Origin of the sequence: Streptomyces sp. NPDC048290 (assembly GCF_040652095.1) — a bacterium.
Lineage (GTDB): Bacteria > Actinomycetota > Actinomycetes > Streptomycetales > Streptomycetaceae > Streptomyces.
Window position 1 is genome coordinate 1 of record NZ_JBEZLM010000030.1, and the last position, 24,789, is coordinate 24,789.

At 74.4% G+C, this 24,789-nt stretch carries 16 protein-coding genes and 1 pseudogene; 5 read left to right on the forward strand and 12 right to left on the reverse strand.

The window, feature by feature from the left end:
- Nucleotides 1–91: 91 nt before the first annotated feature.
- The 3 genes from AB0D49_RS35780 to AB0D49_RS35790 all read right to left on the reverse strand — a co-directional run bounded on the left by AB0D49_RS35780 (nucleotide 92) and on the right by AB0D49_RS35790 (nucleotide 2,802).
- Entirely contained in the window at nucleotides 92–1,669 is a 1,578-nt protein-coding gene (locus AB0D49_RS35780) for an RICIN domain-containing protein (RefSeq protein WP_362766295.1), read from the reverse strand.
- Nucleotides 1,670–2,169: 500 nt separating this feature from the next.
- Nucleotides 2,170–2,553 carry a toxin Doc gene (locus AB0D49_RS35785; protein ID WP_362766298.1) on the reverse strand — a complete coding sequence of 128 codons (384 nt, stop codon included), beginning with the start codon at nucleotides 2,551–2,553 and terminating at the stop codon, nucleotides 2,170–2,172.
- 3 nt (nucleotides 2,554–2,556) lie between these two features.
- Entirely contained in the window at nucleotides 2,557–2,802 is a 246-nt protein-coding gene (locus AB0D49_RS35790; RefSeq protein ID WP_362766301.1) for a hypothetical protein, read from the reverse strand.
- A gap of 488 nt (nucleotides 2,803–3,290) precedes the next feature.
- On the opposite strand from AB0D49_RS35790, the gene AB0D49_RS35795 reads away from it, so the two are divergent.
- Entirely contained in the window at nucleotides 3,291–5,660 is a 2,370-nt protein-coding gene (locus tag AB0D49_RS35795) for a SpoIIE family protein phosphatase (RefSeq protein WP_362766304.1), read from the forward strand.
- A 245-nt stretch (nucleotides 5,661–5,905) separates the two neighbouring features.
- Here the strand turns inward: AB0D49_RS35795 and AB0D49_RS35800 are convergent, their stop codons facing one another.
- A complete protein-coding gene (locus tag AB0D49_RS35800; RefSeq protein ID WP_362766307.1) occupies nucleotides 5,906–7,789 on the reverse strand; it encodes an RICIN domain-containing protein in 1,884 nt (627 codons plus the stop codon).
- Between the two features lie 299 nt (nucleotides 7,790–8,088).
- Nucleotides 8,089–9,009: a helix-turn-helix domain-containing protein gene (locus AB0D49_RS35805; RefSeq protein ID WP_362766309.1), complete on the reverse strand. Its 921-nt coding sequence runs from the start codon at nucleotides 9,007–9,009 to the stop codon at nucleotides 8,089–8,091.
- Nucleotides 9,010–9,079: 70 nt separating this feature from the next.
- Between AB0D49_RS35805 and AB0D49_RS35810 the strand changes: the two genes are divergently transcribed.
- Nucleotides 9,080–9,901 carry a phytanoyl-CoA dioxygenase family protein gene (locus AB0D49_RS35810; protein WP_362766311.1) on the forward strand — a complete coding sequence of 274 codons (822 nt, stop codon included), beginning with the start codon at nucleotides 9,080–9,082 and terminating at the stop codon, nucleotides 9,899–9,901.
- Between the two features lie 20 nt (nucleotides 9,902–9,921).
- Here AB0D49_RS35810 and AB0D49_RS35815 read toward each other — a convergent pair whose 3' ends face one another.
- The 4 genes and pseudogenes from AB0D49_RS35815 to AB0D49_RS35830 form a co-directional block, all read right to left on the reverse strand.
- Complete coding sequence (locus AB0D49_RS35815; RefSeq protein ID WP_362766313.1) at nucleotides 9,922–10,890, reverse strand: aldo/keto reductase; 969 nt, start codon at nucleotides 10,888–10,890, stop codon at nucleotides 9,922–9,924.
- 77 nt (nucleotides 10,891–10,967) lie between these two features.
- Nucleotides 10,968–11,192: pseudogene (locus tag AB0D49_RS35820) on the reverse strand (flavoprotein); the annotation flags it as partial.
- A gap of 170 nt (nucleotides 11,193–11,362) precedes the next feature.
- Nucleotides 11,363–12,670 (reverse strand): hypothetical protein, encoded by a 1,308-nt coding sequence (locus tag AB0D49_RS35825; RefSeq protein ID WP_362766315.1) that lies wholly within the window; start codon nucleotides 12,668–12,670, stop codon nucleotides 11,363–11,365.
- Nucleotides 12,667–14,163, reverse strand: coding sequence for an acyl-CoA synthetase (locus AB0D49_RS35830; RefSeq protein ID WP_362766318.1), 1,497 nt, complete (start codon nucleotides 14,161–14,163; stop codon nucleotides 12,667–12,669). Before AB0D49_RS35830 ends, AB0D49_RS35825 begins: the two co-directional genes overlap by 4 nt.
- 110 nt (nucleotides 14,164–14,273) lie before the next feature.
- On the opposite strand from AB0D49_RS35830, the gene AB0D49_RS35835 reads away from it, so the two are divergent.
- Complete coding sequence (locus AB0D49_RS35835) at nucleotides 14,274–16,697, forward strand: penicillin acylase family protein (protein ID WP_362766321.1); 2,424 nt, start codon at nucleotides 14,274–14,276, stop codon at nucleotides 16,695–16,697.
- A gap of 196 nt (nucleotides 16,698–16,893) precedes the next feature.
- On the opposite strand, the gene AB0D49_RS35840 is transcribed toward AB0D49_RS35835, so the two are convergent.
- Nucleotides 16,894–18,453 (reverse strand): acyl-CoA synthetase, encoded by a 1,560-nt coding sequence (locus AB0D49_RS35840; protein WP_362766324.1) that lies wholly within the window; start codon nucleotides 18,451–18,453, stop codon nucleotides 16,894–16,896.
- Nucleotides 18,450–19,562 (reverse strand): nitronate monooxygenase family protein, encoded by a 1,113-nt coding sequence (locus tag AB0D49_RS35845; RefSeq protein WP_362766326.1) that lies wholly within the window; start codon nucleotides 19,560–19,562, stop codon nucleotides 18,450–18,452. Before AB0D49_RS35845 ends, AB0D49_RS35840 begins: the two co-directional genes overlap by 4 nt.
- Before the next feature lie 201 nt (nucleotides 19,563–19,763).
- On the opposite strand from AB0D49_RS35845, the gene AB0D49_RS35850 reads away from it, so the two are divergent.
- Both AB0D49_RS35850 and AB0D49_RS35855 read left to right on the forward strand, forming a co-directional pair.
- On the forward strand, nucleotides 19,764–21,524 hold the full coding sequence (locus AB0D49_RS35850) for a serine hydrolase (protein WP_362766327.1): 1,761 nt from the start codon (nucleotides 19,764–19,766) through the stop codon (nucleotides 21,522–21,524).
- Nucleotides 21,525–21,754: 230 nt separating this feature from the next.
- Nucleotides 21,755–23,143, forward strand: coding sequence for a DUF1214 domain-containing protein (locus tag AB0D49_RS35855; RefSeq protein WP_362766331.1), 1,389 nt, complete (start codon nucleotides 21,755–21,757; stop codon nucleotides 23,141–23,143).
- A gap of 16 nt (nucleotides 23,144–23,159) precedes the next feature.
- Here the strand turns inward: AB0D49_RS35855 and AB0D49_RS35860 are convergent, their stop codons facing one another.
- Nucleotides 23,160–24,737, reverse strand: coding sequence for an NAD(P)/FAD-dependent oxidoreductase (locus AB0D49_RS35860; RefSeq protein WP_362766334.1), 1,578 nt, complete (start codon nucleotides 24,735–24,737; stop codon nucleotides 23,160–23,162).
- Nucleotides 24,738–24,789: the final 52 nt, after the last annotated feature.

Here is a 24,789-nt window from a genome sequence, read left to right on the forward strand (position 1 = left end):
GCCCTCGTAGCGGAGCTACTAGGGCTTTTGTCCGGTGCGGCGAGAGTGCGTGCCGGGCGTCGCGACGCCACGGAGATCCGTCAGACACCCCCTACCGGGTCCGGCGGTCCGCCGCCCCGACGGCGCCCGGTGACGGGCGGGTGCTCTCGATGGACAGGGAGCCGGACGCCGGGCCGTCGGTGCGCCAGCGCTGGAGTCCGGAGCCGTCGCGGACCTTGACGACGAGGTCGGCGGCCGGTTCCCCGGCGGTCGGGGCGAGGGCGAGGCGTTCGTCCCAGCGGGGCAGCAGTTCGCCCTGGACGGTGAGGTCGTAGCGGACGTCGGCGGCCCGTTCGGAGCGGGCGTCCACACAGCTGCCGAGGATGACCACCCCGGCGTCGGCGTGCGAGTCCAGGCACAGATCGGGGGCGACGACACTGCGCAGCAGCCCGTCCGTCTCGTACGACCAGCGCTGGGCGGGGGCGTCGGAGCACTCGGCGAGCTGGGTGGCGGCGCCGGGCCGGGCGGCGCCGCGCACGGCGAGACAGGCGTCGGCGGCGACATTGCGCAGCCGGGTGCTGCGCGCCGCGTCGGGCAGTCCCGCGGTGCCGGGCGGGGCGGAGGCGCCCTGGTTGCCGCCGGGGGCGTCGTCGGAGGCGACCGGGTCGGCGCCGCCGCCGTTGCCGAGGGTGGCGGTGAGGATCACGGCCAGCAGTCCCGCGGAGACCACCGCGGCGCCGGTGGCCAGCGCTCGGGTGGAGCCGGGGGAGCCGGGGCGGCGCAGCGGCAGCGGGAAGCGGGAGACGATCCGGTGGCGGCCCCCGGCGGCGCGGCGGCCCGCGCGCTGGCCTGACTGGGCGCGGCCGGGGCGGGAGTCGCGGTAGCGGCGGGCGCCCCAGCCGAGGACGGCCTCGGTGAGGAGCAGATCGAGGCCGCCGTCGAAATGGCTCAGCTGTTCGGCCGCGTCCCGGCAGTAGCGGCACGCGGCGAGATGCTGCTGCACATCGGGGAGCAGGGTGCCGCCGCGCCGGATGGGCACGTCGAGAAGCCGGTTGTAGTAGCCGCAGTCCTTGGTGGGGGCGAGTTCCCGATGGGCGCGGACGACTCCCTCACGGAATGTGTCGCGGGCCTGTTCGAGTCCGGCCAGCGCGCTCTCGGTGTCCAGGCCGAGCAGGGCGGCGGGCGCGGATATGGGTTCCGCCTCGGCCTCGGTGTGCCAGAGCAGACACTGGGCGGGTCCGGTAAGTCCCTGGAATGCGCGCTCGGCGAGTATCCGGTTTTCCGGTGTCATCGACTTGGCCGTGCGCATACCCCGGCCACCGGCCGGTCTTCGGATGTCCGGATGGACCGCGGCGATCCGGTCGTCCGCCGACCAGAGCCGGACCGTGTCCCGTACCGCGATCAGCAGCCGGGGCCGCAGCGCGACGGCCGGCGCGCCCAGGGTCAGCCGGTCGAAGACCTGGTGGAAGGCGGCGCCGGTGACGATGTCGGCCAGTTCGGACGACGCCGCGAGACAGATCACCGCGTAGTCGTGGACCGGTCGCCAGTGCCGGCCGATCAATACGGCCGTGGAATGGGCGACTTCCTGGTCCGTACTCCCGGATAGCCGGGCGGCGAGGGACTCGTCCGATTCCCCCGGCTCCCCGCCGGGCGGGGGGTAGGACGGTCGAGGGGGGTGGGGGGTGGGCACTGAGCGGATTCCTTCCCACGCGCGCGTGACACTCAGGATTTCAGGTCGCCGAAAAAGAGGTCCGAGATGGTGTGGACCTTTTTGACGAGGTCGCGGGGAGGGCGAATTCGTCCGCGGTCCGCCGGACTTCGTTCACCGGCGGCGCCGATCGGCGCCGCCCATTCCCCCCTGGGATGTAAACCCTCGCACAGTCACTCAGGGCCAACAAGGCACTTGGGCAACATCCATAACGCTGAAGGAAAGTCAGACAACGGAACGGCAGACCGCACGGTACGGTTTTCGCCATTCCCCGCGCCCCGTGTGAATCCTCCGCACGCGCCGCCCCGCCGCGCACGCTGCCCGCTCCCCGCCGGGCGCGGTGCACTGGACGCGGCCCCTTCCCGCGAGGCCCCGCGCAGGACGGCGGCTGTCCCGCGCGGCACGGGCCGCCGGTCCCGGTCGCCCGCGCCCCGGCCGGCGGCCCGAAACCGCCCCCGCGACGGGCCGGTGGGTGCGGCGGCTCAGATCTGCCAGGACCGCAGCCGGTCCGCCGCCCCGTACACATCGGTCTTGCCGTCGATCAGATCGCGGACCAGGTCGACCAGCGCCCCGTAGGGCGGGTCGATCCCGACGCCGCTGACGAACATGTAGGCCACGGCGGTCGCGCAGGCGAACCGGGCGTTGGCCGCGGGCAGCGGCTTGAGCTGGGCGAGGGTGTGCAGCAGGGCGGCGGCCCGCCACGCCGGGTCGGAGTCCACCCCGAGCCGGGGCGGGTCGACCCGGTGCCGGGCGACGGCGGCGACCAGGGCGGAGAAGTCGTTGACCGTGGGCTGGTCCGGCAGCACCTCCTCGTGCCGCTGGAGCAGCCAGGGGACGTCGATATGGATGACGGGAGCGGCGGTCATCGATCAGCCGACCCGTCCGGCGCCCTTGACGGTCGGCTCGTCCTCCGGAAAGGCCGCCGCGAACTCGTCGGCGTGCGCCGCGAAGAACTGACGGAACGCCTCCGCCCCTTCCTGCAACGCCCGGTGGCGCGCGATGTCGGCGGCGGCGGCCTCCCGCACGAGCGCCTTCATCGACGTACCGCGCTCCTTGGCGATCTGCCGGAGATCCTCCAGTTCGCGGTCACTGAACTCGACATTGAGAGCTGGCATGGGCCAACGGTACCCCCGGGGTACTTACCCGTAAATATCGCCTGGTCACGACGAGTGCGGGACGGTACCGGGCGGCGAGGGAGCGCGGCCGGGAGGTCCGTGCCCCGCCGGTGGAGCCGGTGGGGAGTTCCCGGGTGCCGGGGACTCAGGGGGACGGTCCTGTCCGGTGTCACCCCCGCCCGTCACCCCGGCGGGGCACGGGCGGACCCCGGCGCGGTCGGCGGGCGGGTCGGGACATCATCCGGCGGCGACGCCGTCCACAACCGGTCGTGATGCGGCCCGATATGAGGGCACGTCAGTCATGTTCCGGCCGACCGGGGCCGTACGGTCCCGGCCACGGCGGCGGACCGGCCGGTTCCCCTCCTTGACCTGCTCGCCGGAGCCGGGCGGCGAGCTTGGGGCTTGTCGCTCGGGAAGCGTCGGAACGCACTACGCTGGACTCAAGTGACTCACCCTTCACGGTGAGTGTGCGCGTAGGAGTGGCGACGATGAGCCCGGACCATCCGTTCGACGATGCTTCGACGGCCAGGGCGGTCATCGGCGCCCACGGCGATGTGGTGCAGTGGAGCGAGGGCGCGCGCAGACTCCTGGGGTGGACCGCGTCCGAGGTCGTCGGCCGTCCGATCGCCGCTCTGCTGGTCGGCCCGCCCCCGGCCGTGCGCTCCGCCCGCTGGGACGGAACGGTCGCGCTGCGCCACCGGGACGGCCGGACGCTCTCCGTGTGGCTGCTCGCCCACCGCCGCCGCCCCCCGGGCGGCGGCCCCGCCGAGTGGCTGGTGGTCACCCCGCTGGACGACGGCTCCGGGGACGGGACCGACCGGCTGGACACCGCGATGCTCACCCAGTCGCCCTGTGCCGTCGCCATCTGCGACGAGCGGGTGCGGCTGCGCGGTCTCAACCAGGCGATGGCCGAGATCATCGGGCTGCCCGGCGACCGTATCCAGGGCCTGCGGCCCTCCGAGATCGGCGGCAACCCGGAGAGCGAGGAACTGGAGCGCCGGCTGCGGGAGAGCCTCACCACCGGGCGCGCCCTGGCCGTGGAGATGTGGATGCCGACCGGCCCCACCGACCGGGCGCGGGTCTGGCTCACCCGGATGGCCCCGGTGACCGACGCGGCGGGCCGGGTGCGGGGGGTGTGCATGGCCGCCCACGACGTCACCGAGAACCGCTACGCCCGCGAGCGGCTGCACCTGCTCAACGAGGCCAGTATGCGGATCGGCAGCACCCTGGACCTGACCCGTACCGCGCAGGAACTCGCCGATGTGAGTGTCCCCGCGCTGGCCGACTTCGTCAGCGTCGATCTGCTGGACCCCGACGAGCACGGCGGTGAGCCCCCGCTGCGGCTGACCGCCCCGATCGATCTGCGCCGCGCCGCCCACCGGTCCCTCAGCCCCGGCACCCCGGAGGCCACCGTCAAACCCGGGGACGTCGACCGCTATCCGGCCGCCTCCCCGCACGCCGCCTCGCTCACGGCCGGGCGCACGATCGTCGCCTCGGTAGCCGCCGGTGACCTCGACCCCTGGCTGGCCACCGCCGAGGTACGCAGTGAGCGGGCCCGGCAGATGGGGGTGCACACCACGATGTCGGTGCCGATACAAGCCCGGGGCATCACCCTCGGCGTCGTCGTCTACGCCCGGTTTCGACGCCCGGACCCGTTCACCGAGGACGATGTGCTGCTCGCCGAGGAACTGACCGCGCGGGCCGCGGTCTGTCTGGACAACGCGCGCCGCTACTCGCGCGAGCGGCAGACCGCGCTCGCCCTCCAGCGCAGCCTGCTGCCGCGCACCCTGCCGCGCACGGCCGCCGTCGACGCCGCCTCCCGCTATCTCCCGGCCGCCCGCGCCGGGGTGGGCGGCGACTGGTTCGACGTGATCCCGCTGTCCGGGCTGCGGGTCGCCATGGTGGTCGGCGACGTGGTCGGCCAGGGCGTGCAGGCGTCGGCCACGATGGGGCGGCTGCGCACCGCCGTACGCACCCTCGCCGATATCGATCTGGCGCCGGACGAACTCCTCACCCACCTCGACGATCTGGTGCTGCGGCTGTCGGAGGAGTCCGGCGGCGAGGGCAGCCCGGGAGAGGTCGGCGCGACCTGTCTGTACGCGGTGTACGACCCGGTGTCCCGGCGGTGCACGCTGGCCAGCGCCGGCCATCCGGCGCCGCTGCTGCTGCCGCCGGGCGGGGAGCCGAGGGAGGTGGCGGTGCCGGAGGGCCCGGCGCTCGGCATCGACGGGCTGCCGTTCGAGACGGCCGAGCTGTATCTCGCCGAGGGCAGCGTGCTGGCGTTCTACACCGACGGTCTGCTGGAGTCCCAGGGCCGTCCGCACGAGGAGGGGCTGCGGCTGCTCGGCGGGGCGCTCGCCGAGCTGGACGGCTCGCTGGACGAGTCCTGCGACCACATCCTGCACAGTCTGCTGCCGCCGGGCGGTGCCTGTGACGACGTGGCGCTGCTGCTGGCCCGCACCCGGGGGCTGCCCCCGGCCCGGATCGCCACCTGGGACGTCCCCGCCGATCCGGCGCTGGTCGCCCCGATCCGCAAACAGGTGGTGGAGCAGCTGTCCGTCTGGAAGCTGGAGGAGGCGGCGTTCACCACGGAACTGGTGGTGAGCGAGCTGGTCACCAACGCCATCCGCTACGGCGCCCATCCGATCCGGCTCCGGCTGATCCATGACACCGACACTCTGATCTGCGAGGTGTCCGACACCAGCCACACCGCGCCGCATCTGCGCCGCGCCCGCACCTGGGACGAGGGCGGCCGGGGGCTGCTGCTGGTCGCCCAGCTCACCCAGCGCTGGGGCAACCGCCACACCCCGGAGGGCAAGACGATCTGGGCCGAGCTGGGTCTGGTCGAGGACTCCTGAGCCCCCGGCGTCCGGCGCGGACCCGGGGCGTGTCCGCCCCCCGCCCTGCGAGCGCCGACGGGAACGGTCGGACAGGGCCAAGGCCCTCGTACTGGTGGTACGTGGGATTGTGCCCGGTGCGGCGAGTGGGGGCACCGGGGTCGCGCCCGGCACTCCCCCAGCCTGCGACCGGGGGGACCCCCAGAGCACGCGTCTGACGCCGCGCCGCCGCCCGGCGAGCGACGACGGAAGTCTGACGGCAGGGCCTAGCGTCCGCCCCGGCCGCCGCCGTGGCCCCGGCCGTCGCCCCAGCCGCCGTGGCCGCGCCCGTCGCCCCGGTCGTCGTCGCGGTCCCGGTCGCCGTCGTCCCAGCGGTCGTCGCCGTCGCAGGAGTACGGGCGGCAGGGCTGTTCGGTGGACGGGCGTGGGGCCGGGGCGGTGGAGGCCGCCGGGGGCGGGGTGGGTGCCGGGGCGGGCCGACTGGTGGTGGCGGCCGGGGTGGGGGCCGTGGGCGTGGCGCGGGCCGGGGCGTCGATCTCGTCCCGGTCGTGCGCGGCCATCCGCAGATCGGGCTGGGAGGTGTCGAACACCCAGCGCTGGGCCGGGCTGCCGTCGCGCATCTTCACCGTCAGCGCGCCCGTGCCGTCGGTCGCGGCGGGCGTGAGCGCGAGGTCCTGGTCCCAGCGCGGCACCAGGGCGCCCTTCAGGGAGAGGTCGTAGCGGACGTCGGCGGTGTCCTCGCAGGCGGCGAGCCGTACCGAGTGCCCGATGCGGGAGTCGACGCAGAGCCCGGGGTCGGCGGCGCTGCGCAGCAGTCCGTCGGTCTCGTACGACCAGCGCTGGCCGGGGTCGTCGCCGCAGGGGGCGAGTTCCGTCACGGCGTCCTTGGCGACCTCGTCGCCGGCGACGGTGAGGCAGAGCCCGGAGGCGGCGTTGTGGAGCCGGCCGTGGACATCGCGCCCGGGGGCGGACGCGGTGTCGAAGTCGGAGGGGGCGGTGGGGTCGGAGGCGGTACCGGCCGGTTCGCTGTCCGGGGTCCCGGCGGTGACGGGGGCGCCTTCGCCGGAGCCGCCCGCGGCCCACAGCCCGAACGGCAGGGCGACGAGCGCGCTCACGGTGAAGATGGCGGCGGCCCGGTTGCGGCGGCGGGCGGCGGCGCGGCGGGCGGCGACCCGAGGCGCCGGGGGACGCGGGGCGAGGGCGGCGGACGGCACGGCGGCCAGGGACTCGGGCGCGGGTGCCCGCCGGGGCGACGGTACGGCGGACAGGGGGGCGTCCACCGGGCGGGGCGGGATGTCGCGGGCGAGGGCCTCGGGGGTGACGCGGGCCGCGCGGGCGGCGGTGTAGCGGCGGGCGCCCCAGCCGAGCACCGCCTCGGCGAGGACCACTCCGAGGTCCGTGTCGAACCGGCACAGTTGGTCGGCGGTGTGCCAGCAGTGCGGACAGGCGTCGAGGTGGACGCCGAGGTCGGGGTCGATCTCGGCGCCGCGGCGCCGGCAGGTGACGTCGAGCATCCGGCTGAAGTGGCGGCAGCGCTGGGAGGGCGCGAGTTCGTGGTGGACCTGGACGGACTCGGCGCGCAGCCGTTCGCGGGCCCGACGCAGTTCCACGGCCGCGTGCTCCACGTCGGTGCCGAGCAGGGCGGCCGGGACGGACAGCGGGTCGGACTCGACCTGGGAGTGCCAGAGCAGACAGCGGGCGGATTCGGGCAGCCGCTGGAACGCGGCGGCCACCAGCCGTCGTTCGGCCACCGGCACCAGCGTGGCGGACGGCCGCCGGGGGCCGTCGGCGTGGGCGGCGCCGCGGGGTTGGCCGGGGAGGTGGCCGGGGGTGTGGCCGGGGGTGTGGCCGGGGAGTTCGCCGCGCAGTTCGGGGGCGAGGGCGGCGCGTCGGTCGTCGGTGCTCCATTCCGCCGCTATGCGGCGGACGGTGACCAGCAGGCGCTGGCGCCAGATCGGGGACGGTCCGCCGTGCGGCGGCAGTTGGCCGAGGAGCCTGGTGAACGCGGCGGTGGTGAGCGTTCCGGCGGCGCGGGAACCGTCGGTGCACAGACGCGCGTAGGCGAAGGCCGCTTCCCAGTTCCGGTCGAGGAGTTCCCCGACGGGGTGGGGCACGGGGTCCGGGGAATTCGACGAGCCTGCGTCGAGCACGGCTGCATTCCTCTCAAAGGACATGCGGCGAACGCAATGTCTGCACACCAACTGCGCACACCTTCGCACAGGGCAACTGACGGAACAAGAGACATCTTCATTTTCCGGACGGCCCCCGCATTGTGCTGCGGCGGACCGTATTTGACCTGGCGTCAATTCTCCGGAGACCCAAGATCCACCGGGTCGAAAAGATCCAGCGGGGTCAGTCTCGCGGCGCATGGAAAACAGCGCCATGTCGACATGGAAATTCGGCGCCAATCGTTATCTGATCCGGCGGCGGGGCGGGGGCCGGGGCGTACTCAGCGGTGGGCGGCGCGGTAGGCGCCGGGCGGGGCGCCGTAGCGGCGGTGGAAGACCCGGTTGAAATGGAAGGGGCTGGCGAAGCCCGAGGCGGCGGCGACCCGCTCTACCGGCAGGTCGCTGCCCTCCAGCAGTCGGGCCGCGTGCTGGAGCCGGGCCTCGCGCAGCGCCCGCATCGGGGACTCACCGAGCTGCTGGGCGAACAGGTGCGCGAACCGGGACGGGGAGAGGGCGACGGCGGCGGCCAGCGATGCGACGGTGTGCGGGGCGCCGGGGTCGGTGGCGATGACGGCCTGGGCGCGCAGCAGCCGGGCGTCGACGCCGGGCGCGGCGGGGGCGGAGCGGGCCGTACCGGTGGCGAGCAGCACCGCCTCCTCCAGGGCGCCGAGCGCCAGCTCGGTGGTGAGGGTGCCGTGCGCGACGGCGACCGGGTCGCCGGTCGGCGGTGCGGGGGCGCCCACCGGGCCGGGGGTGGCGCCGGGGTCGCCGGACCAGCGGGCGTCGGCGAGCAGCCGCAGGAACGCCGACTCCACCCGGCCGTGCAGCCCGGCCGCGACCGGCGCCACCACATAGACGCCGTCGCCGGTCTCGTACGGGCGCAGCCAGCCGAGCCAGGAGGCGCGGGCGCGGCAGTGCGCCCACCAGAACCGCCAGTGGCGGGCGCGTGGCGCGACGCTGTAGAGCTGGCGGACCCCGGGCGCCAGTGCCACCAGCTCTCCCGGGCCGGCGCTCACCTCGGTGGCGCCCTGACGCAGGTGTCCCCGGCCGCCGGTCGTCCAGGTGAACAGCCAGCTGTCGGCGCCGCCGGGACGGCTGACGGTGTAGCCGGGGCGCTGGTCGTAGTGGCCGGCCACCACCAGGCCGGGCGGCGGGGAGGGGTTGCCGGGCGCGGCAGCGACGGACAGTTCGTCAGCGCTCATGGACATCCTCCGGTGCGATCCGCCGACCTAGCGTGACCTGTGCAGGGACGCCGGACCGAGGGAGCGCAGCATGACAGCCACGGACAACGGCACCGCCGACTCCTCCATCCTGACCCAGACCGGGCCGCCCGGCTCCCAGGACGGGTTCCTGGTGGTACGCGGGCTCTTCGGGGCCGCCGAGATCGAACGCCTGTGCGCGGAGTTCGACGCGTTGCGCGCGGCCGGTCCGGTGCCGGGGCACTTCGAGCCGGGCCGGGGCGCCCCGGGTGACCCGCTGGCCGTCCATCCGCGGGTGATGCAGCCGCACGAGATCAACGCCGTGGCCCGGGACATCCTGCTGGACCCCCGGTTGCGTACGGTGCTGGAGGGCCTGCTCGGCGAGGAGGTGCTCGCGGCGCAGAGCATGTTCTACTTCAAGCCGCCCGGCGCCCGGGGTCAGGCGCTGCACCAGGACAACTTCTATCTGCGGGTCGAGCCGGGCACCTGTGTGGCGGCGTGGGTGGCGTGCGATGTCATCGACCGGGAGAACGGCGGCCTTGAGGTGGTGCCGGGCACCCACCGGATGGACCTGTTCTGCCCGGAGACCGCCGACGAGGAGCTGTCGTTCGCCCGGGAGTACGTCCCGCCGCCGCCGGGTCTGACCCCGGTCCCAGTGGACATGGCGCCGGGTGACGTCCTGTTCTTCAACGGCAGTCTGGTGCACGGCTCCCAGCCCAACCGTTCCACCGACCGCTTCCGGCGCTCCTTCATCGGCCACTATGTGGGCCGCTCCACGCGCCGGATCGGCGGCTACTACCGCACCCTCACCATGCGTGGCGCCCGGGTCCCCCTCCCGGAGAGCGAGGGCGCGGGCCCCTGCGGCACGGAGTTCACACCGCGGGGGCCTCACTAGGCGGGGTCCCGGTACGGGTGTCAGTGACCGGCGATCGGGTGCGGGAGGTAGGGGCGCTCCAGCTCCTCGGTCTCCTTCTCGGAGAGCGTGAGGTCGAGGGCGGCGACCGCGTCCCCCAGATGGCCGGGTTTCGACGCCCCGACGATGGGCGCGGTGACCGTGTCCCGCTGGAGCAGCCACGCCAGGGCGACCTGGGCGCGGGGGACGCCCCGCTCGGCGGCGATCCGGGTGACCGCCTCGACGACGGCCCGGTCGCCCTCCTGGTAGAGGGTGCCGCCGAACACGTCGGAGGCGCTGCGGTCGGTGGTCGTGTCCCAGTCACGGGTCAGCCGTCCCCGGGCCAGCGGACTCCACGGCAGCACGCCCACACCCTGGTCGGCGCAGAGGGGGAGCATCTCGCGCTCCTCCTCGCGGTAGATCAGGTTGTAGTGGTTCTGCATGGACACGAACGGCGTCCAGCCGTGCGCCCGCGCGGTGTACTGCGCCTTGGAGAACTGCCACGCGTACATCGAACTGGCCCCGAGATAGCGCACCTTGCCCGCCCGCACCAGGTCGTGCAGCGCCTCCATCGTCTCCTCGACGGGGGTGTGCGGGTCCCAGCGGTGGATCTGGTACAGGTCGACATAGTCGGTGCCGAGCCGGGTCAGGCTGTGGTCGATCTCCGTCATGATGGCCTTGCGGGACAGCCCGCCGCCGTTGGGACCGGGCCTCATCGGGAGGCACACCTTGGTGGCGAGCACGATCTCGTCCCGGTCGGCGAAGTCGCGCAGCGCCTTGCCGACGATCTCCTCGCTCGTGCCGTCCGAGTAGCGGTTGGCCGTGTCGAAGAAGGTGATGCCCGCGTCCAGGGCCTGCCGGATCAGCGGGCGGGCGGCGTCCTCTTCGAGGGTCCAGGAGTGGTCCCCCCGGTCGGGGACCCCGTAGGTCATCGTGCCCAGGCAGATCCGGGAGACGTCCAGACCGGTCGAACCGAGCTTCACGTACTGCATCGTCACGCTCCTTCGTCGTAGGGCTGCGACCCGCTGGCAGCCTACGACTTCGCGCGGACTCCACCTCGTCCGCCGGTTCAGCGCTCCACGAGGTCCAGGGCGCGGTCCCAGTCGAACGGCGGGGGCCCACCGTGCTCGTCCGGTACACCCGAGTAGGGGTCGCCGAAGCGGACGCCCATCCCCCGCAGCCGGATCAGACTGTCCTGGTAGGCGGGGTGGGCGGCGAGCGCGTCCGAGACACAGGGCAGCGCGGCGACGGGCACGCCGAGGCCGTACGACTCGCACAGGGTGGCCACGGCTAGGGGGTGCCTGATGGATCTCCGTGGGAGAAGGAGCGGCGTTCGGTGCGTGCTCTCGGTGTGCCGGGCGGAAGCCCTCGTAGCGGAGCTACTAGGGCTTTTGTCCGGTGCGGCGAGAGTGCGTGCCGGGCGTCGCGACGCCACGGAGATCCATCAGACACCCCCTAGGGGGATCAGCGTCGGGAGGGGCGTCCGCGCAGGGAGGCCAGGACCAGACGGCCGTAGCGGGTGGTGAGGGCCGCTCCCGTCGCCGCGAGGGCGGCGGTCAGGGCGATCAGGAGGTGCCAGGGGTTCTGGTCGCCGAGGACCTGGAGGACGGCGAGGGCGGTGCCGACGGGCAGGCCGAGGATGGTGAGGACGCCGAGCGCGCCCGCGATCTGGCGGCTCTCCCGGGTCTGGACGATCCGGCTGTAGTCGGCCGCCTCGGTGAGGATGGCGTCGAACAGGGCGGGCAGGTCGTGCTGGGCGCGGAAGGTGCGCAGCAGCCCGGCGGCGGGGCCGTGCACGCTCTGGTGGGGCCGCCAGTAGGCGCTGCGGAACGCGGCGATGTCGTCCTCCAGGGCGCCGAGGCGCCGGGCGAGTCCGCGTCCGGTGCCGAAGACCGAGGAGAGCTGGTCGGCCAGGGCGTTGAGGTGGTCGCGCTGGACCATGCCGAGCAGCAGGGCGTCCAGGTGGACGGAGCGGATGTGGCCCTGGGCGAAGGCGTAGAAGTCGCCGTCGCCGGTGTCGGGGCGGTGGCCGAGGAACGCGGTGCCGTGGTGGCCGACCATCGCGCTCCAGTCGGCGGACAGCCGGATCGCCTCCTGGGCGGCCCGTTCCTGGCGCTGCGGGGTCGACGGGTTGTCGCGTTCCGCCCAGCGACCGGCCAGAGCGCGCAGCCAGTCGTCCGCCGCCGGGGGCGGTCCCCCGTCGGTGCGCAGGGCGGCGGTGTGGGTGGGGTCCGGGGTGAGGAACGCGACGGTGTAGGGCCGGGCTATCGCGAAGGGTTCGGCGGGCGGGTCGGTGTCGGCGGCGGTCCCGAACAGGGCGGCCGGGGCGAGGGGGCCGGTGAGCGGGTCGGGGAGGGCGCCGGGGCGGGCGCCGATGGCGCGGAGCACGGCGAGCAGGGCGGGGCCGGTGACGTCGAAGTGCAGCACGCCGAGGGCGCGGTGCGGGTCGTCGGGCCGGGCGGCGCCGAGCAGTTCGAGGCCGACGAGGGTGAGCGGTCCCGCGGTGATCGCGGCCGTGCGGTGCCAGCGGCGTCCGTACAGGGCGCGGGCCACCGAGGGGGCGAAGTAGCGGCGGCGCCACTCGGCGTCCCGCGCCCGCTCCCCGGCGGGGAAGGGCAACGGGCCGCGCGGCCAGTCGGGGGCGCCGGTCAGCCGGACCGGCAGGACGACGGACACGCTCTGCCGTACACCGGTGACGGCCTCCAAGGGCTCCAAAGGCGCCGAGGGCGTAAAGGGCGCCAAAGGCTCCGGGGGCTCCCGGTCGGGGGTCATCCCGCGAACCGTTCGCGCAGCTCGCGCTTGAGGATCTTGCCGCTGGCGTTGCGGGGCAGCGCGTCCACGAAGAGCACCCGCTTGGGCGCCTTGAAGTGCGGCAGCCGGTCGCGGGCGTGGGCGACGAGGTCGGCCTCGGACACCTCGCCGCGGGGCACGACCACCGCGGTGACCGCCTCGATCCAGTGGTCGTCGGGGAGCCCGATCACGGCGGCCTCGGCGACCGCCTCATGGGTGTAGAGGACGTCCTCGACCTGGCGGGAGGCGACCAGGACCCCACCGGAGTTGATGACGTCCTTGACCCGGTCGACGATCGTGAGATAGCCGTCGGCGTCCCGTACGGCCAGGTCACCGGAGTGGAACCAGCCGTCCCGGAACGCCTCCGCGGTCTCCTCGGGCTTGTCCCAGTAGCCCTCGCAGAGCTGGGGCGAGCGGTAGACGATCTCGCCGGGGGTGCCGTCGGGGACGTCCGCGCCGTGCTCGTCCACCACCCGGGCGTCCACGAACAGCACGGGACGGCCGCAGGAGTCCATCCGGCCCCGGTGCTCGGCGGGGCCGAGGACGGTGGCGAGGGGGCCGATCTCGCTCTGTCCGAAGCAGTTGTAGAACGCCAGGCCCGGCAGCCGGGCGCGGAGCCGCTCCAGCACCGGTACCGGCATGATCGACGCCCCGTAGTACGCCTTGCGCAGTCCGCCGAGGTCCCGGGTGGCGAAGTCGGGGCGGCCGGACAGGGCGATCCATACCGTCGGCGGGGCGAACAGGCTGTCCGCGCGGCCCTGTTCCACCAGCTCGAGGATCCGGTCGCCGTCGGGCCCGTCGAGGATCGTGTTGGTGGCGCCGACCGCGAGGTAGGGCAGCAGGAAGACATGCGTCTGGGCCGAGTGGTAGAGCGGCAGCGCGTGCACGGGCAGGTCACCGGCGCTCAGATCCAGCGCGGTGATGGCGCTCAAGTACGCGTGGACCAGGGCGCGGTGGGTCATCATCGCGCCCTTGGGGCGGGCGGTGGTGCCGGACGTGTACAGCAGTTGCACCAGGTCCTCGGCGCGCGGCTCGGGCCCGTCGTACGGCTCGGCGGCGGGGAGCCGGTCGAGGAGGGAGCCGGGGGCGTCCCGCAGGGGCAGGGTGCGTACCCCTTCGGGCAGTCGTCCGGCGAGATCCGGATCGGTGAGGACCAGGGACGCGCCGGACTGGGCCAGCGGGTAGGCGAGGTCGTCCCCGGTGAGGTTCTGGTTGACCGGGACATGGACCAGGCCCGCGCGGGCGCAGGCGAGGAAGGCCACGAGGTAGGCGTCGGAGTTGTGGCCGTAGGCGGCGACCCGGTCGCCGGGCTCCGGTCCCTGGGCGCGCAGCACGCTCGCGGCCCGTGAGACGGCGTCGTCCAGCTCCGCGTACGTCCAGGTGCGGTCGCGGTACACGACGGCCACGCGGGCGGGCGTGCGGCGGGCGCTGCGGCGCAGCACCCCGTCAACCGTGCTGTGGTGTCCGGGCGTCATGACAGCTGATCCTCTGCCGGTGGCCGGATGAGGTCAAGCGACCCGCCCCAGCCGGCATACCGACTGGTACGCTCAACCACTTTTTCCCCCTACGACACACGGGAGGCTCCATGCGCATCCGCCCAAGACGGCTCGCCGTCCTGGCCGCCGCCCTCCTCACCGCCACGACCGCGCTGCCCGCCGCCGTCGCGGCACCGCGGTCCGGTCCCGCCGAACACCGCCCGTCCGGCGGCGGGTTGTCCGCCGTCGTCCGCTACACCGAGTACGGCATCCCCCACATCGTCGCCCGTGACCACGCCTCGCTCGGCTTCGGCACCGGCTGGGCGCAGGCCGCCGACCAGATATGCACCCTGGCCGACGGTTTCGTGACCGTGCGCGGAGAGCGGTCGCGGTACTTCGGCGCCGACGCGCCCTCCGACCCGGCGCTGTCCTCGGCCGGCCGCAACCTCGCCGGTGACCTCTACTTCCGGGGAGTGCGGGAGACCCGGACGGTGGAGCGGCTGCTCGCCACTCCGCCGCCCGCCGGTCCGAGCCGGGAGGCGAAGGAGCTGATGCGGGGCTACGCGGCCGGGTACAACGCCTGGCTGCGGCAGAACCGGATCTCCGACCCGGCGTGCCGGGGCGCCGCCTGGGTCCGGCCGATCACCGCGCTGGACGTGGCGGCCCGCGGCTACGCGCTCGCGGTGCTCGGCGGACAGGGCCGCGCGGTGGACGGCATCACGGCCGCGCAGCCGCCCGGCGCGGCACCGGCGGCGGCACCGGGCGCCCGGGTCTCCGGCGCGGCCGTCGCGGACGCGGCCCGGGAGCTGTTCGCCACCGACGACCAGGCCATGGGCTCCAACGCGGTCGCGTTCAGCGGCGCGACCACCGCCGGAGGGCGCGGGCTGCTGCTGGGCAATCCGCACTACCCGTGGGAGGGCGGGCGCCGCTTCTGGCAGATGCAGCAGACCATCCCGGGGCGGCTCGATGTGGCGGGCGGCGCGCTGCTCGGCACCCCGACGGTCGGGATCGGGCACACCGCGCGGGTGGCGTGGAGCCACACCGTCGCCACCGGTGTCCCGGTCAACGTCCATCAGCTGACCCTCGATCCGGCCGACCCGACGGTCTATCTGGTGGACGGCAGGCGCGAGCGGATGACGCAGCGCCAGGTCACCGTGGCGGTCAAGGGCGGCGCCCCCGTCACCCGCAGCCAGTGGTGGACCCGCTACGGCCCCGTGCTGTCCTCGCTCGGCCCCGGCGTACCGCTGCCGTGGACCACGACGACGGCGTACGCGGTCAACGACCCCAACGCGGTGAATCTGCGGCTGGCCGACACCTCGCTCGGGTTCGCCCGCGCCCGGAGCGCCGCCGGTGTCCTCGACGCGCTGCACCGCTACCAGGGGATGCCCTGGCTCAACACCATCGCCGCCGACTCCCGGGGCGGCACGCTGTTCACCCAGGCGCAGGTCGTCCCCCGGATCACCGACGAGCTGGCCGCGCGCTGCTCGACGCCGCTCGGCCGGTTCACCTACCCGGCGGCCGGACTGGCCGTCCTGGACGGCTCGCGGGGCGACTGCGCGCTCGGCCGGGACGCCGACGCCGTACAGCCGGGCGTGTTCGGTCCGGCGAAACTGCCCACTCTGCGCGACGCGCCCTACTCGGAGAACTCCAACAACAGCGCCTGGCTGGCCAACGCCGACCGGCCGCTGACCGGGTACGAGCGGGTCTTCGGGGACATCGGCACGCCCCGCAGCCTGCGCACCCGCGGGGCGATCGAGGACGTGGCCGCGATGGCCGACCGGGGCCGGCTGACTGTACGGGACCTCCAGGCGCAGCAGTTCGCCAACCGGGCGCCCGCCGGGGACCTCGCGGCGGCGGACGCGGCACGGGCGTGCGCGGCGCTGCCCGGCGGGACGGCGACCGGGACCGACGGCCGGGCGGTGGACGTGCGGCAGGCGTGCCGGGTGCTGGCGGACTGGGACCGCACGCTGGACACCACCAGCAGGGGCGCGCTGTTCTTCGACCGGTTCTGGCGGCGGCTGACGGCGGCCGTTCCGGCGGACCGGCTGTGGAAGGTGCCGTTCGACCCGGCCGACCCGGTGCGCACCCCGCGCGCGCTGGACACCGCGGCGCCGGGCTTCACGACCGCGCTGGCGGACACGGTGAGCGAGCTGCGCACGGCGGGCATCGCGCTGGACTCCCGGCTCGGCGCCCATCAGGTCGTGGTCCGTGGCGGTGCGCGGATCGCGGTGCCGGGCGGCACCGAGGGGCTGGGCGTGTGGAACAAGATCGAGCCGGAGTGGGACCCGGCGGGCGGCTCCACGGAGGTCTCCAGCGGGTCCAGCTATCTCCAGGCGGTGGGCTGGGACGGCGGGTCCTGCCCGGTGGCCCGCACCCTGCTGACGTACTCCCAGTCCTCGAACCCGAAGTCGCCGCACTACGCCGACCAGACCCGGCTGTTCGGCGCGGAGCGGTGGGTGACGTCCCGGTTCTGCGAGAAGGACATCCTGAAGTCGCCGCGGCTGCGGGTGGTCGTGGTGCGCGAGCGCCGGTGACCGACCGCGGATGACCGACCGGCGGGCCGCCGTACCGCCCCGGTGGGGGGGTACGGCGGTCCGCGCGGGGCGGCGCGGTCACGGGTCCGCCGCCGACCTTCTCGATCACGGGTACGGCGGCCCGCGCGGGGCGGCGCGGTCACGGGACCGCCGCCGACCTCCTCGATCACCGGTACGGCGGTCCGTGCCCCGGGGGTCACATCGGGCGTTCGTGGCCCTCCCAGTGGGGCGCGCGCAGCCGGCGTTTGTAGAGCTTGCCGTTGGGGTCGCGGGGCATCTCGGCGATGAAGTCGACGCTGCGGGGCCGCTTGTACCCGGCGAGCCGTTCGGCGCAGTGGGCGAGCAGCGCGGCGGCGAGGGCGGGGCCCGGCTCGATGCCCGGGGCCGGTTCCACGACCGCCTTGACCTGCTCGCCCCAGTCGTCGTGCGGGACGCCGAACGCGGCGGCGTCGGCGACGGCGGGGTGCGCGAGGAGCACCGACTCGATCTCGGCGGGGTAGATGTTCACCCCGCCGGAGATGATCAGGTCGATCTTGCGGTCGCGCAGGAAGAGATAGCCGTCGGCGTCGAGGACCCCGAGGTCGCCGACGGTGAAGAAGTCGCCGATGCGGTTCTCGCGGGTCTTGTCGGCGTCCTTGTGGTAGGCGAAGCCGCCGGTGCTCATCTTCATGTAGACGGTGCCGAGTTCACCGGGCGGCAGCCGGGTGCCGTCGTCGGCGAAGACCGCGAGTTCGCTGATCGGCCATGCCTTGCCGACCGTGCCGGGCTTCTTCAGCCAGTCCTCGGCGGTCGCGAACGCCCCGCCGCCCTCGCTGGCCGCGTAGTACTCCTCCACACAGGTCCCCCACCAGTCGATCATCGCCCGTTTGACGTGGTCGGGGCAGGGCGCTGCGCCATGGATGGCGTGCCGCATGGAGGAGACGTCGTACGCCCGCCGGGTGTCCTCGGGGAGGGCGAGGAGGCGGTGGAACTGGGTGGGGACCATGTGGGTGTGGGTGCAGCGCTCGTGGTCGATGAGGCGGAGCATCTCCTCGGGGGTCCACTTGTCCATCAGCACCAGCCGGTGGCCGAGGTGCAGGGAGGCGCCCGCGAACTGGAGGACGGCGGTGTGGTAGAGCGGTGAGCAGACGAGATGGACGTTGCCGTCGAAGGGCTTGATGCCGAAGATGCCGAGGAAGCCGCCGAGGTAGGACTCCTCGGGGCGCTTGCCGGGCAGCGGGCGGCGGATGCCGCGCGGGCGGCCGGTCGTCCCGGAGGTGTAGTTCATGACCCAGCCGAGGGTGCGGTCGGCGGGCGGGGCGGCGGGATGGCCGTCGAGGAGTTCGGGGTAGGGGCGGAAGCCCGGGGCGGTGCCGACGGCGTAGCGCCGGTCGGGCGGCAGGGCGGCCTCGTCGGCGGCGGCGCGGGCGGTGTCGGCGAAGCGGGCGTGGGTGATGAGGACCTTGGCGCCGCAGTCGGCGACGATCCAGGCGATCTCGGGCGCCACGAAGTGGTGGTTGACCGGCACGAGGTAGAACCCGGCCTGGGAGGCGGCGAGATACGCGGTGACGAACTCGGGTCCGTTGGGCAGCACGACGGCGAAGGCGTCCCCGCGCTCCAGGCCCGCGGCGCGCAGCCCGTGCACCAGTTGGTTGGCGGCGGTGTGCAGCCGCCCCGCGCTCCACACCTCACCGTCGGGGGCGACGAGGACGGGACGGTCGGGGTCGGCGGTGGCCTGGGCCCAGAACCCGGTGGGGTGGTGCGCGACGGAGGTCATGACGGGCCGCTCCTTCCGGCGATGCGGTTGACACGGTCGACGGCCCGCTCGAAGTCGCGGGTGAGATCGTCGAAGACCGCCTGGACACTGCGTTCACTGGTCATCCGGCCGACGATCTGCCCGACGGGCGTGCCGAGCAGCGGGGCGACCTCGTACTTCTGGATGCGGGAGACGGCTTCGGCGACCAGCAGGCCCTGCAACGGCATGGGCAGCGGGCCGGGTCCGTCCGGGTCGTCCCAGGCGTCGGTCCACCCGGTGCGCAGTTGGCGGGCGGGTTTGCCGGTCAGGGCGCGGGAGCGGACGGTGTCGCCGGAACCGGCGGCGAGGAGTTTGCGGGTGAGGGCCGGGGAGTGCAGGTCCGCCTCGGTGGTGGTGAGCCAGAGCGAGCCGAGCCAGACGCCCTGGGCGCCCAGCGCGAGGGCGGCGGCGATCTGCCGTCCGCTGCCGATGCCTCCGGCGGCCAGCACCGGCAGCGGGTCGACGGCGTCCACGACTTCCGGGGTGAGCACCATGGTGGCGATCTCCCCGGTGTGGCCGCCCGCCTCGTAGCCCTGGGCGACCACGATGTCGATCCCTGCCTCCTGGTGCTTCTTGGCGTGCCGGGCGCTGCCCGCGAGCGCGGCGACCGGTACGTCCCGCTCATGGGCGCGGGCGACGACATCGGGGGGCGGGGAGCCCAGCGCGTTGGCGAGCAGCCGGATGGGGTAGTCGAAGGCCACGTCGAGCTGGCCGCGGGCGACCTGTTCCATCCAGCCGGTGATCCGCCAGCCGGACGCCTCACCGTCGGCGAGTTCGGGGACGCCGTGGCGGGCGAGGGTGTCCTGGACGAACCGGCGGTGCCGTGCGGGGATCATCGCCTCCACATCGGCCTCGGTGACGCCCTCGACCTTCTGGGCGGGCATCACGACATCGAGGCCGTAGGGCCGGTCGCCGACCTGGGAGTCGATCCAGTCCAGGTCGCGTCTCAGCTCGTCGGGGGCGGTGTAGCGGACCGCGCCGAGCACCCCGAAGCCACCGGCCCGGCTGAGCGCCGCGGCGACCGCGGGGAAGGGGGTGAACCCGAAGACGGCGTGCTCGATGCCCAGACGCTTGCTCAGGTCGGTCTGCATGGGCGCAGAATGCCGCAGTCGGCCGGACGGGGGAAGGGGTTTTCTGACGTCCCGTCAGATTGTCTCGTAAGCGGGTGCGGCGCCCCATGGACCGCCGGGGGGCACGCGGGTCCCATTGACACACCCTCGCCTCTGCAAGAAAGTTTCAATCCGCACGGCAGTTCGGGAAACTTTCTTTCCCTCGTACTCCGGGAGGCACCCTTGGCCGAGCAGTCGCCGTTCGGACTCACCCGCCGTCACCTCGGCCGTGGCGCGCTCGCGCTGGGCGGTGCCCTGGCGCTCGCGCCGCTGCCCGCCGCCGCAGCGCCGCCGACCGGTGGCGGACGGCGACCCGCCACGCTGCGGTACGGCAGCCCCGCCCGCGCGGGCCTGCTGGACGCCCCGCTGCGCGACCTGGTCGCCGACGCGCGCACGTTCCTCGGCCCCTCCCCCACCCACCCCTGGTACGCGGGCGCCGTCCTGCTCGCCGGGCGCGGCGGGACCGTCGCGTTGCACGAGCCGATCGGCATGGCGGTGCGCTACCGGGCCTACGACGAGCGGAGCGGCACCGCGGTGGAGTTCCCGCCCGGCGAACAGCTCCCCATGGCCCGGGACACGGTGTTCGACCTGGCGTCGGTCTCCAAGCTGTTCACCTCGATCCTCGCGGTGCGGCAGATCGAGCGGGGCGCCCTGGAGCTGGAGCGGACGGTCGCCTCGTATCTGCCGGAGTTCGGCGCGGCGGGCAAGCAGGACATCACCGTCCGCCAGCTCCTCACCCACACCTCGGGCTTCCGCTCCTGGATCCCGCTCTACGGCGTACCGACCCACGCCGAGCGGCTCCGGCTGATCTGGGACGAGCGCCCGCTGAACCCGCCCGGCACCGCCTATCTGTACTCCGACCTCAATCTGATCTCGCTCCAGCTGGTCCTGGAGTCGGTGACCGGCCGCGCCCTGGACGCGCTGCTGCGCACCGACATCACCGGCCCCCTCGGGATGCGTTCCACCCGCTTCAACCCGCCCGCCTCCTGGAAGCCGCGGATCGCCGCCACCGAGGACGCCCGCAGACCCTGGTCGGGGCTCGACCGGGGGCTGGTGTGGGGCGAGGTGCACGACGAGAACGCGTACGCGTTCGGCGGGGTCGCGGGCCACGCCGGGGTCTTCTCCACCGCCTGGGACCTCGCGGTCCTCGGCCGCGCCCTGCTCAACGGCGGCTCCTACGGACGGGCGCGGATCCTGCGCCCCGAGTCCGTGGAGCTGATGTTCACCGACTTCAACACGGACTTCCCCGGCGACGAGCACGGCCTCGGCTTCGAGCTGTACCAGCACTGGTACATGGGCGCGCTGGCCACGCCCCGCACGGCCGGGCACACCGGCTTCACCGGCACCTCGCTGGTCCTGGACCCGTCGACCGACTCGTTCCTGGTGGTGCTCGGCAACTCGGTGCACCCGGTGCGGAGCTGGCGTTCGGGCTCGGCGCCCCGGGTGGCGGCCGGGAACCATCTGGCGCGCGCGGTCCCGGTACGCCCCGCGCACGGCCGTACGGCCTGGTTCTCCGGCATGGCGAGCGGCACGACCGCCACGCTGACCCTGCCGCCGCTCGACACCACCGCCGGGGACGCGGCGCTGCGCTGCGCGCTGTGGTGGGACACCGAGCCGCGCGCCGACACGCTGGTCCTGGAGGCCACGGCGGACGGGACGGGCTGGCGGCCGGTGCCGTTCACCACGGACGGCGGCGACACGCATCCGGCGGGCTCGGTGACGGGCTGGTCCGGCCGCGTCTGGCACCGCGTGACCGCGCCCCTGCCGGGGGCTCCGGCGCTGACCCTGCGCTGGCGGTACACCACGGACCGGCTGTACGTCGGGCGCGGGGCGTACGTGGACGGGCTGCGGGTCGCCACCGGGTCGGGCACGGCGTTCGACGAGACCCGGCCCGGGGACGCGGCACGGGTGGTGCCGGTGGGGTGGGAGGTCTCGACGGACTGAGCCCCGGCCGCCGGGGTCGGACGACGGCCCCGTACGCGACCACCGGCGAGGTCGAACAGGCGTCCCAGCCGCCGGGGCCGGGCCACGGCCTCGTACGCGACCACCGGCGAGGTCGGGCAGGCGCACCGGTCGTCGGGGCCGGGTCACCCGGACGGCGGGCCGGGCGTGCCGTCCGGGTGTCGCTGCGGGGAGGGTGGCGGTGACGGTCGGGACGGAAGGCGGTGGCGGGGATGGATCAGGAGCCGGTGGAGTTCCGGGACGGGTACCCGGTGGCGGAGAGCGCCGTGCGGGTGTTCGACCATGTGGAGGTGCGGCGGGCGGTGGAGGCGTACCGGTTCTTCTATCCGGTGGTCTCGATGGAGGCCATCCTGCGCGGCACCCGCGCCACCGGGGCGGTGGACAACGAGTCGGCGCCCGTGCTGCTGGCCCGTCCGCACCATGTGGGCTTCACCCTCAACTCCGACACCCCGTACCTCGCCGCGGGCCTCGACCTGGGGCGCAGCGGGCCACTGGTGATCGAGGTGCCGCCGGGGCCGGTCGTCGGGCTGGTCGACGACCACTACCACCGCTGGCTGGTGGACATCGGGCTGCCCGGACTCGGCGCCGGGCACGGCGACCGGGTGCTGCTGCTGCCGCCCGGCCACCAGGAGCCCCGGGACACGGCGGGGTACCAGGTGGTGCGCAGCGACACCTGGCAGGTGCTGTGCGCGCTGCGGGCGCTGCCGCTGGGCGGGGACGTGGCCGCGGCGAACGCGCTGCTGGCCGCCGTACGGGTGTATCCGCTGGCCCGGCGGGAGAGTCCGCCGCGGTTCCTGGCGGTGAACCGGGACGACACCGCGATGGACACCACACCGCTGGCCTGGGAGGACAACCTGGAGTTCTGGCGGGTGCTGCACCAGGTGGTCGAGGCGGAGCCGCCCGTCGAGGAACTGCGGCCGATGCTGGGGGTGCTGGCGGAGCTGGGCATCGAGGCGGGGCGGCCGTTCGCGCCGGAGGCGAGCAGGGAGCGGATGCTGTCCGACGCGGCCCGGCGGGGCCGGGACGAACTGCTGGTGTCGGCGTTCGCGTCGCGCCGCCCGGACCGGTTGGTGTGGCCGGACCGGGCGTGGGAGTGGGCGTGTCTGCGCCCGGAGAACGGGGCGTTCGAGCGGCCGGGTTCGCTGGACGTGGAGGCACGGGACCGCTGGTTCGCGCAGGCGATCGTGGCGTCCCCGGCGATGTTCCGGCGTGAGCGGGGCGCCGGGTCGCTGTACTGGCTGGGGGTGCGGGACGGCACGGGCACGTATCTCGACGGCGGGCGGACCTACCGGCTGCGGGTGCCGCTGCCGGTGCCGCAGACCATGTTCTGGTCGGTGACGGTGTATGACGCCGCGACCCGTTCCGAGGTGGCCGCCGAGCAGGGACAGGCGGCCCTGCGCTCGCTCTTCGACGACCTGGAGCCTTCGGGCGCGGACCATGTGGACCTCTACATGGGTCCGGCCGAGCCCGCCGCGGCCGAGGGCCGCTGGGTCCAGACGGTCCCGGGGCGCGGCTGGTTCACGTACTTCCGGATCTACGGCCCACAGGGTCCGGCGTTCGACGGGGAATGGCGGCCCGGCGACTTCGAGCCGCTGGACTGAGCCGGGCGCCGGGGTCCTATCCGGTGCCCGCCTCCAGGACCGCCATCGCCGCGTTGTGGCCCGGGACGCCGCTGACGCCGCCGCCGCGTACCGCGCCCGCCCCGCACAGCAGGACGTTGGCGTCGGCGGTCTCGACGCCCCAGCGGCCGGTGCCGGGCGCCGCGTGGGGCCAGGACAGGTCGCGGTGGAAGATGTTGCCGCCGGGCAGACCGAGGTCGCGTTCCAGGTCGAGCGGGGTCTTCGCCTCGATGCAGGGCCGTCCGTCGGCGTCGGTGGCGAGGCAGTCGGCGAGCGGCTCGGCGAGCTGGGCGTCGAGCTGGGCGAGGGTGGCGGTCAGCAGGGTGTCGCGGACGGTGTGGTCGGCGTGGGTGAACAGCCGGGCCGGGGTGTGCAGTCCAAACAGGGTGAGGGTCTGGTAGCCACGCTCCACCAGCTCGGGGGCGAGGATCGTGGGGTCGGTCAGGGAGTGGCAGTAGATCTCCGACGGCGGGGCGGTGGGCGGCCGTCCGGCGGCGGCCTCGGCGTAGGCGGTGGCGAGCTGGTCGTAGCCCTCGGCGATGTGGAAGGTCCCGGCGAACGCCTCGCGCGGGTCGACGTCGGGGTCGCGCAGCCGGGGCAGCCGGGTGAGCAGCATGTTCACCTTGAGCTGGGCGCCCTCGGCCGGGTCGGGCGGAGCGGCTCCGGTGAGCGCGGCGAGCTGCTGCGGGGAGGCGCCCACCAGGACGTGCCGGGCGGCGGCGACGCCCTCGCCGTCCCGGGTGCGGTAGACGACCTCGGCGTGCCGTCCGTCGGTGTCGATCCGGACGGCCTCGTGGCCGGTGGCGAGAACGGCGCCCGCGCGGCGGGCCGCGTCGGCGAGGGCGTCGGTGAGCGCGCCCATGCCGCCGACCGGGACGTCCCAGTCGCCGGTGCCGCCGCCGATGACGTGGTAGAGGAAGCAGCGGTTCTGTCGCAGGGCCGGGTCGTGGGCGTCGGCGAAGGTGCCGATGAGGGCGTCGGTGAGAACGACCCCGCGCACCAGGTCGTCCGCGAACTCCCGCTCCACGGCGATCCCGAGGGGCTCCTCGAACAGGGTGCGCCAGGCGTGGTCGTCGGCCACCCGGCGGCGCAGTTCGTCCCGGGTGGGCAGCGGCTCGGTGAGGGTGGGGAAGACCGCGCGGGCGACCTCGCCGGTCATGCCGTAGAACCGCTGCCAGGCGGTGTGTTCGCGCTCGCTCCCGGTGAGCCGGGCGAAGGCGGCCCGGGTGCGCTCCTCCCCACCACCGACAAGCAGCCCGGTGGGCCGCCCGCCCCGCTCGACGGGGGTGTACGAGGAGATGGTGCGGGTGCGGACCCGGAAGTCCAGGCCGAGATCCCGGACGATCTTCTGCGGCAACAGGCTGACCAGATAGGAGTAGCGGGACAGCCGGGCGTCGACGCCGGGGAACGGGCGGGTGGAGACGGCCGCGCCACCCGTGTGGCCGAGCCGCTCCAGCAGCAGCACGGAGCGCCCGGCGCGGGCCAGATAGGCGGCGGCGACCAGCCCGTTGTGGCCGCCGCCGACGATCACGGCGTCATAGCGGGCGGTGGCGCCGGTTCCCTCGTCAGCAGGCATGGTTCTTGGTAACACGAGGTGATCGCGATCGGCCAGGGGAGGACACGGACCC

Coding starts and splice junctions, on each gene's coding strand:
- AB0D49_RS35785 (WP_362766298.1), bottom strand. CDS start 2,553: ATGACCGCCGCTCCCGTCATCCATATCGACGTCCCCTGGCTGCTCCAG.
- AB0D49_RS35855 (WP_362766331.1), top strand. CDS start 21,755: ATGGATCAGGAGCCGGTGGAGTTCCGGGACGGGTACCCGGTGGCGGAG.
- AB0D49_RS35805 (WP_362766309.1), bottom strand. CDS start 9,009: ATGAGCGCTGACGAACTGTCCGTCGCTGCCGCGCCCGGCAACCCCTCC.
- AB0D49_RS35835 (WP_362766321.1), top strand. CDS start 14,274: ATGCGCATCCGCCCAAGACGGCTCGCCGTCCTGGCCGCCGCCCTCCTC.
- AB0D49_RS35815 (WP_362766313.1), bottom strand. CDS start 10,890: ATGCAGTACGTGAAGCTCGGTTCGACCGGTCTGGACGTCTCCCGGATC.
- AB0D49_RS35860 (WP_362766334.1), bottom strand. CDS start 24,737: ATGCCTGCTGACGAGGGAACCGGCGCCACCGCCCGCTATGACGCCGTG.
- AB0D49_RS35840 (WP_362766324.1), bottom strand. CDS start 18,453: ATGACCTCCGTCGCGCACCACCCCACCGGGTTCTGGGCCCAGGCCACC.
- AB0D49_RS35845 (WP_362766326.1), bottom strand. CDS start 19,562: ATGCAGACCGACCTGAGCAAGCGTCTGGGCATCGAGCACGCCGTCTTC.
- AB0D49_RS35790 (WP_362766301.1), bottom strand. CDS start 2,802: ATGCCAGCTCTCAATGTCGAGTTCAGTGACCGCGAACTGGAGGATCTC.
- AB0D49_RS35830 (WP_362766318.1), bottom strand. CDS start 14,163: ATGACGCCCGGACACCACAGCACGGTTGACGGGGTGCTGCGCCGCAGC.
- AB0D49_RS35825 (WP_362766315.1), bottom strand. CDS start 12,670: ATGACCCCCGACCGGGAGCCCCCGGAGCCTTTGGCGCCCTTTACGCCC.
- AB0D49_RS35795 (WP_362766304.1), top strand. CDS start 3,291: ATGAGCCCGGACCATCCGTTCGACGATGCTTCGACGGCCAGGGCGGTC.
- AB0D49_RS35810 (WP_362766311.1), top strand. CDS start 9,080: ATGACAGCCACGGACAACGGCACCGCCGACTCCTCCATCCTGACCCAG.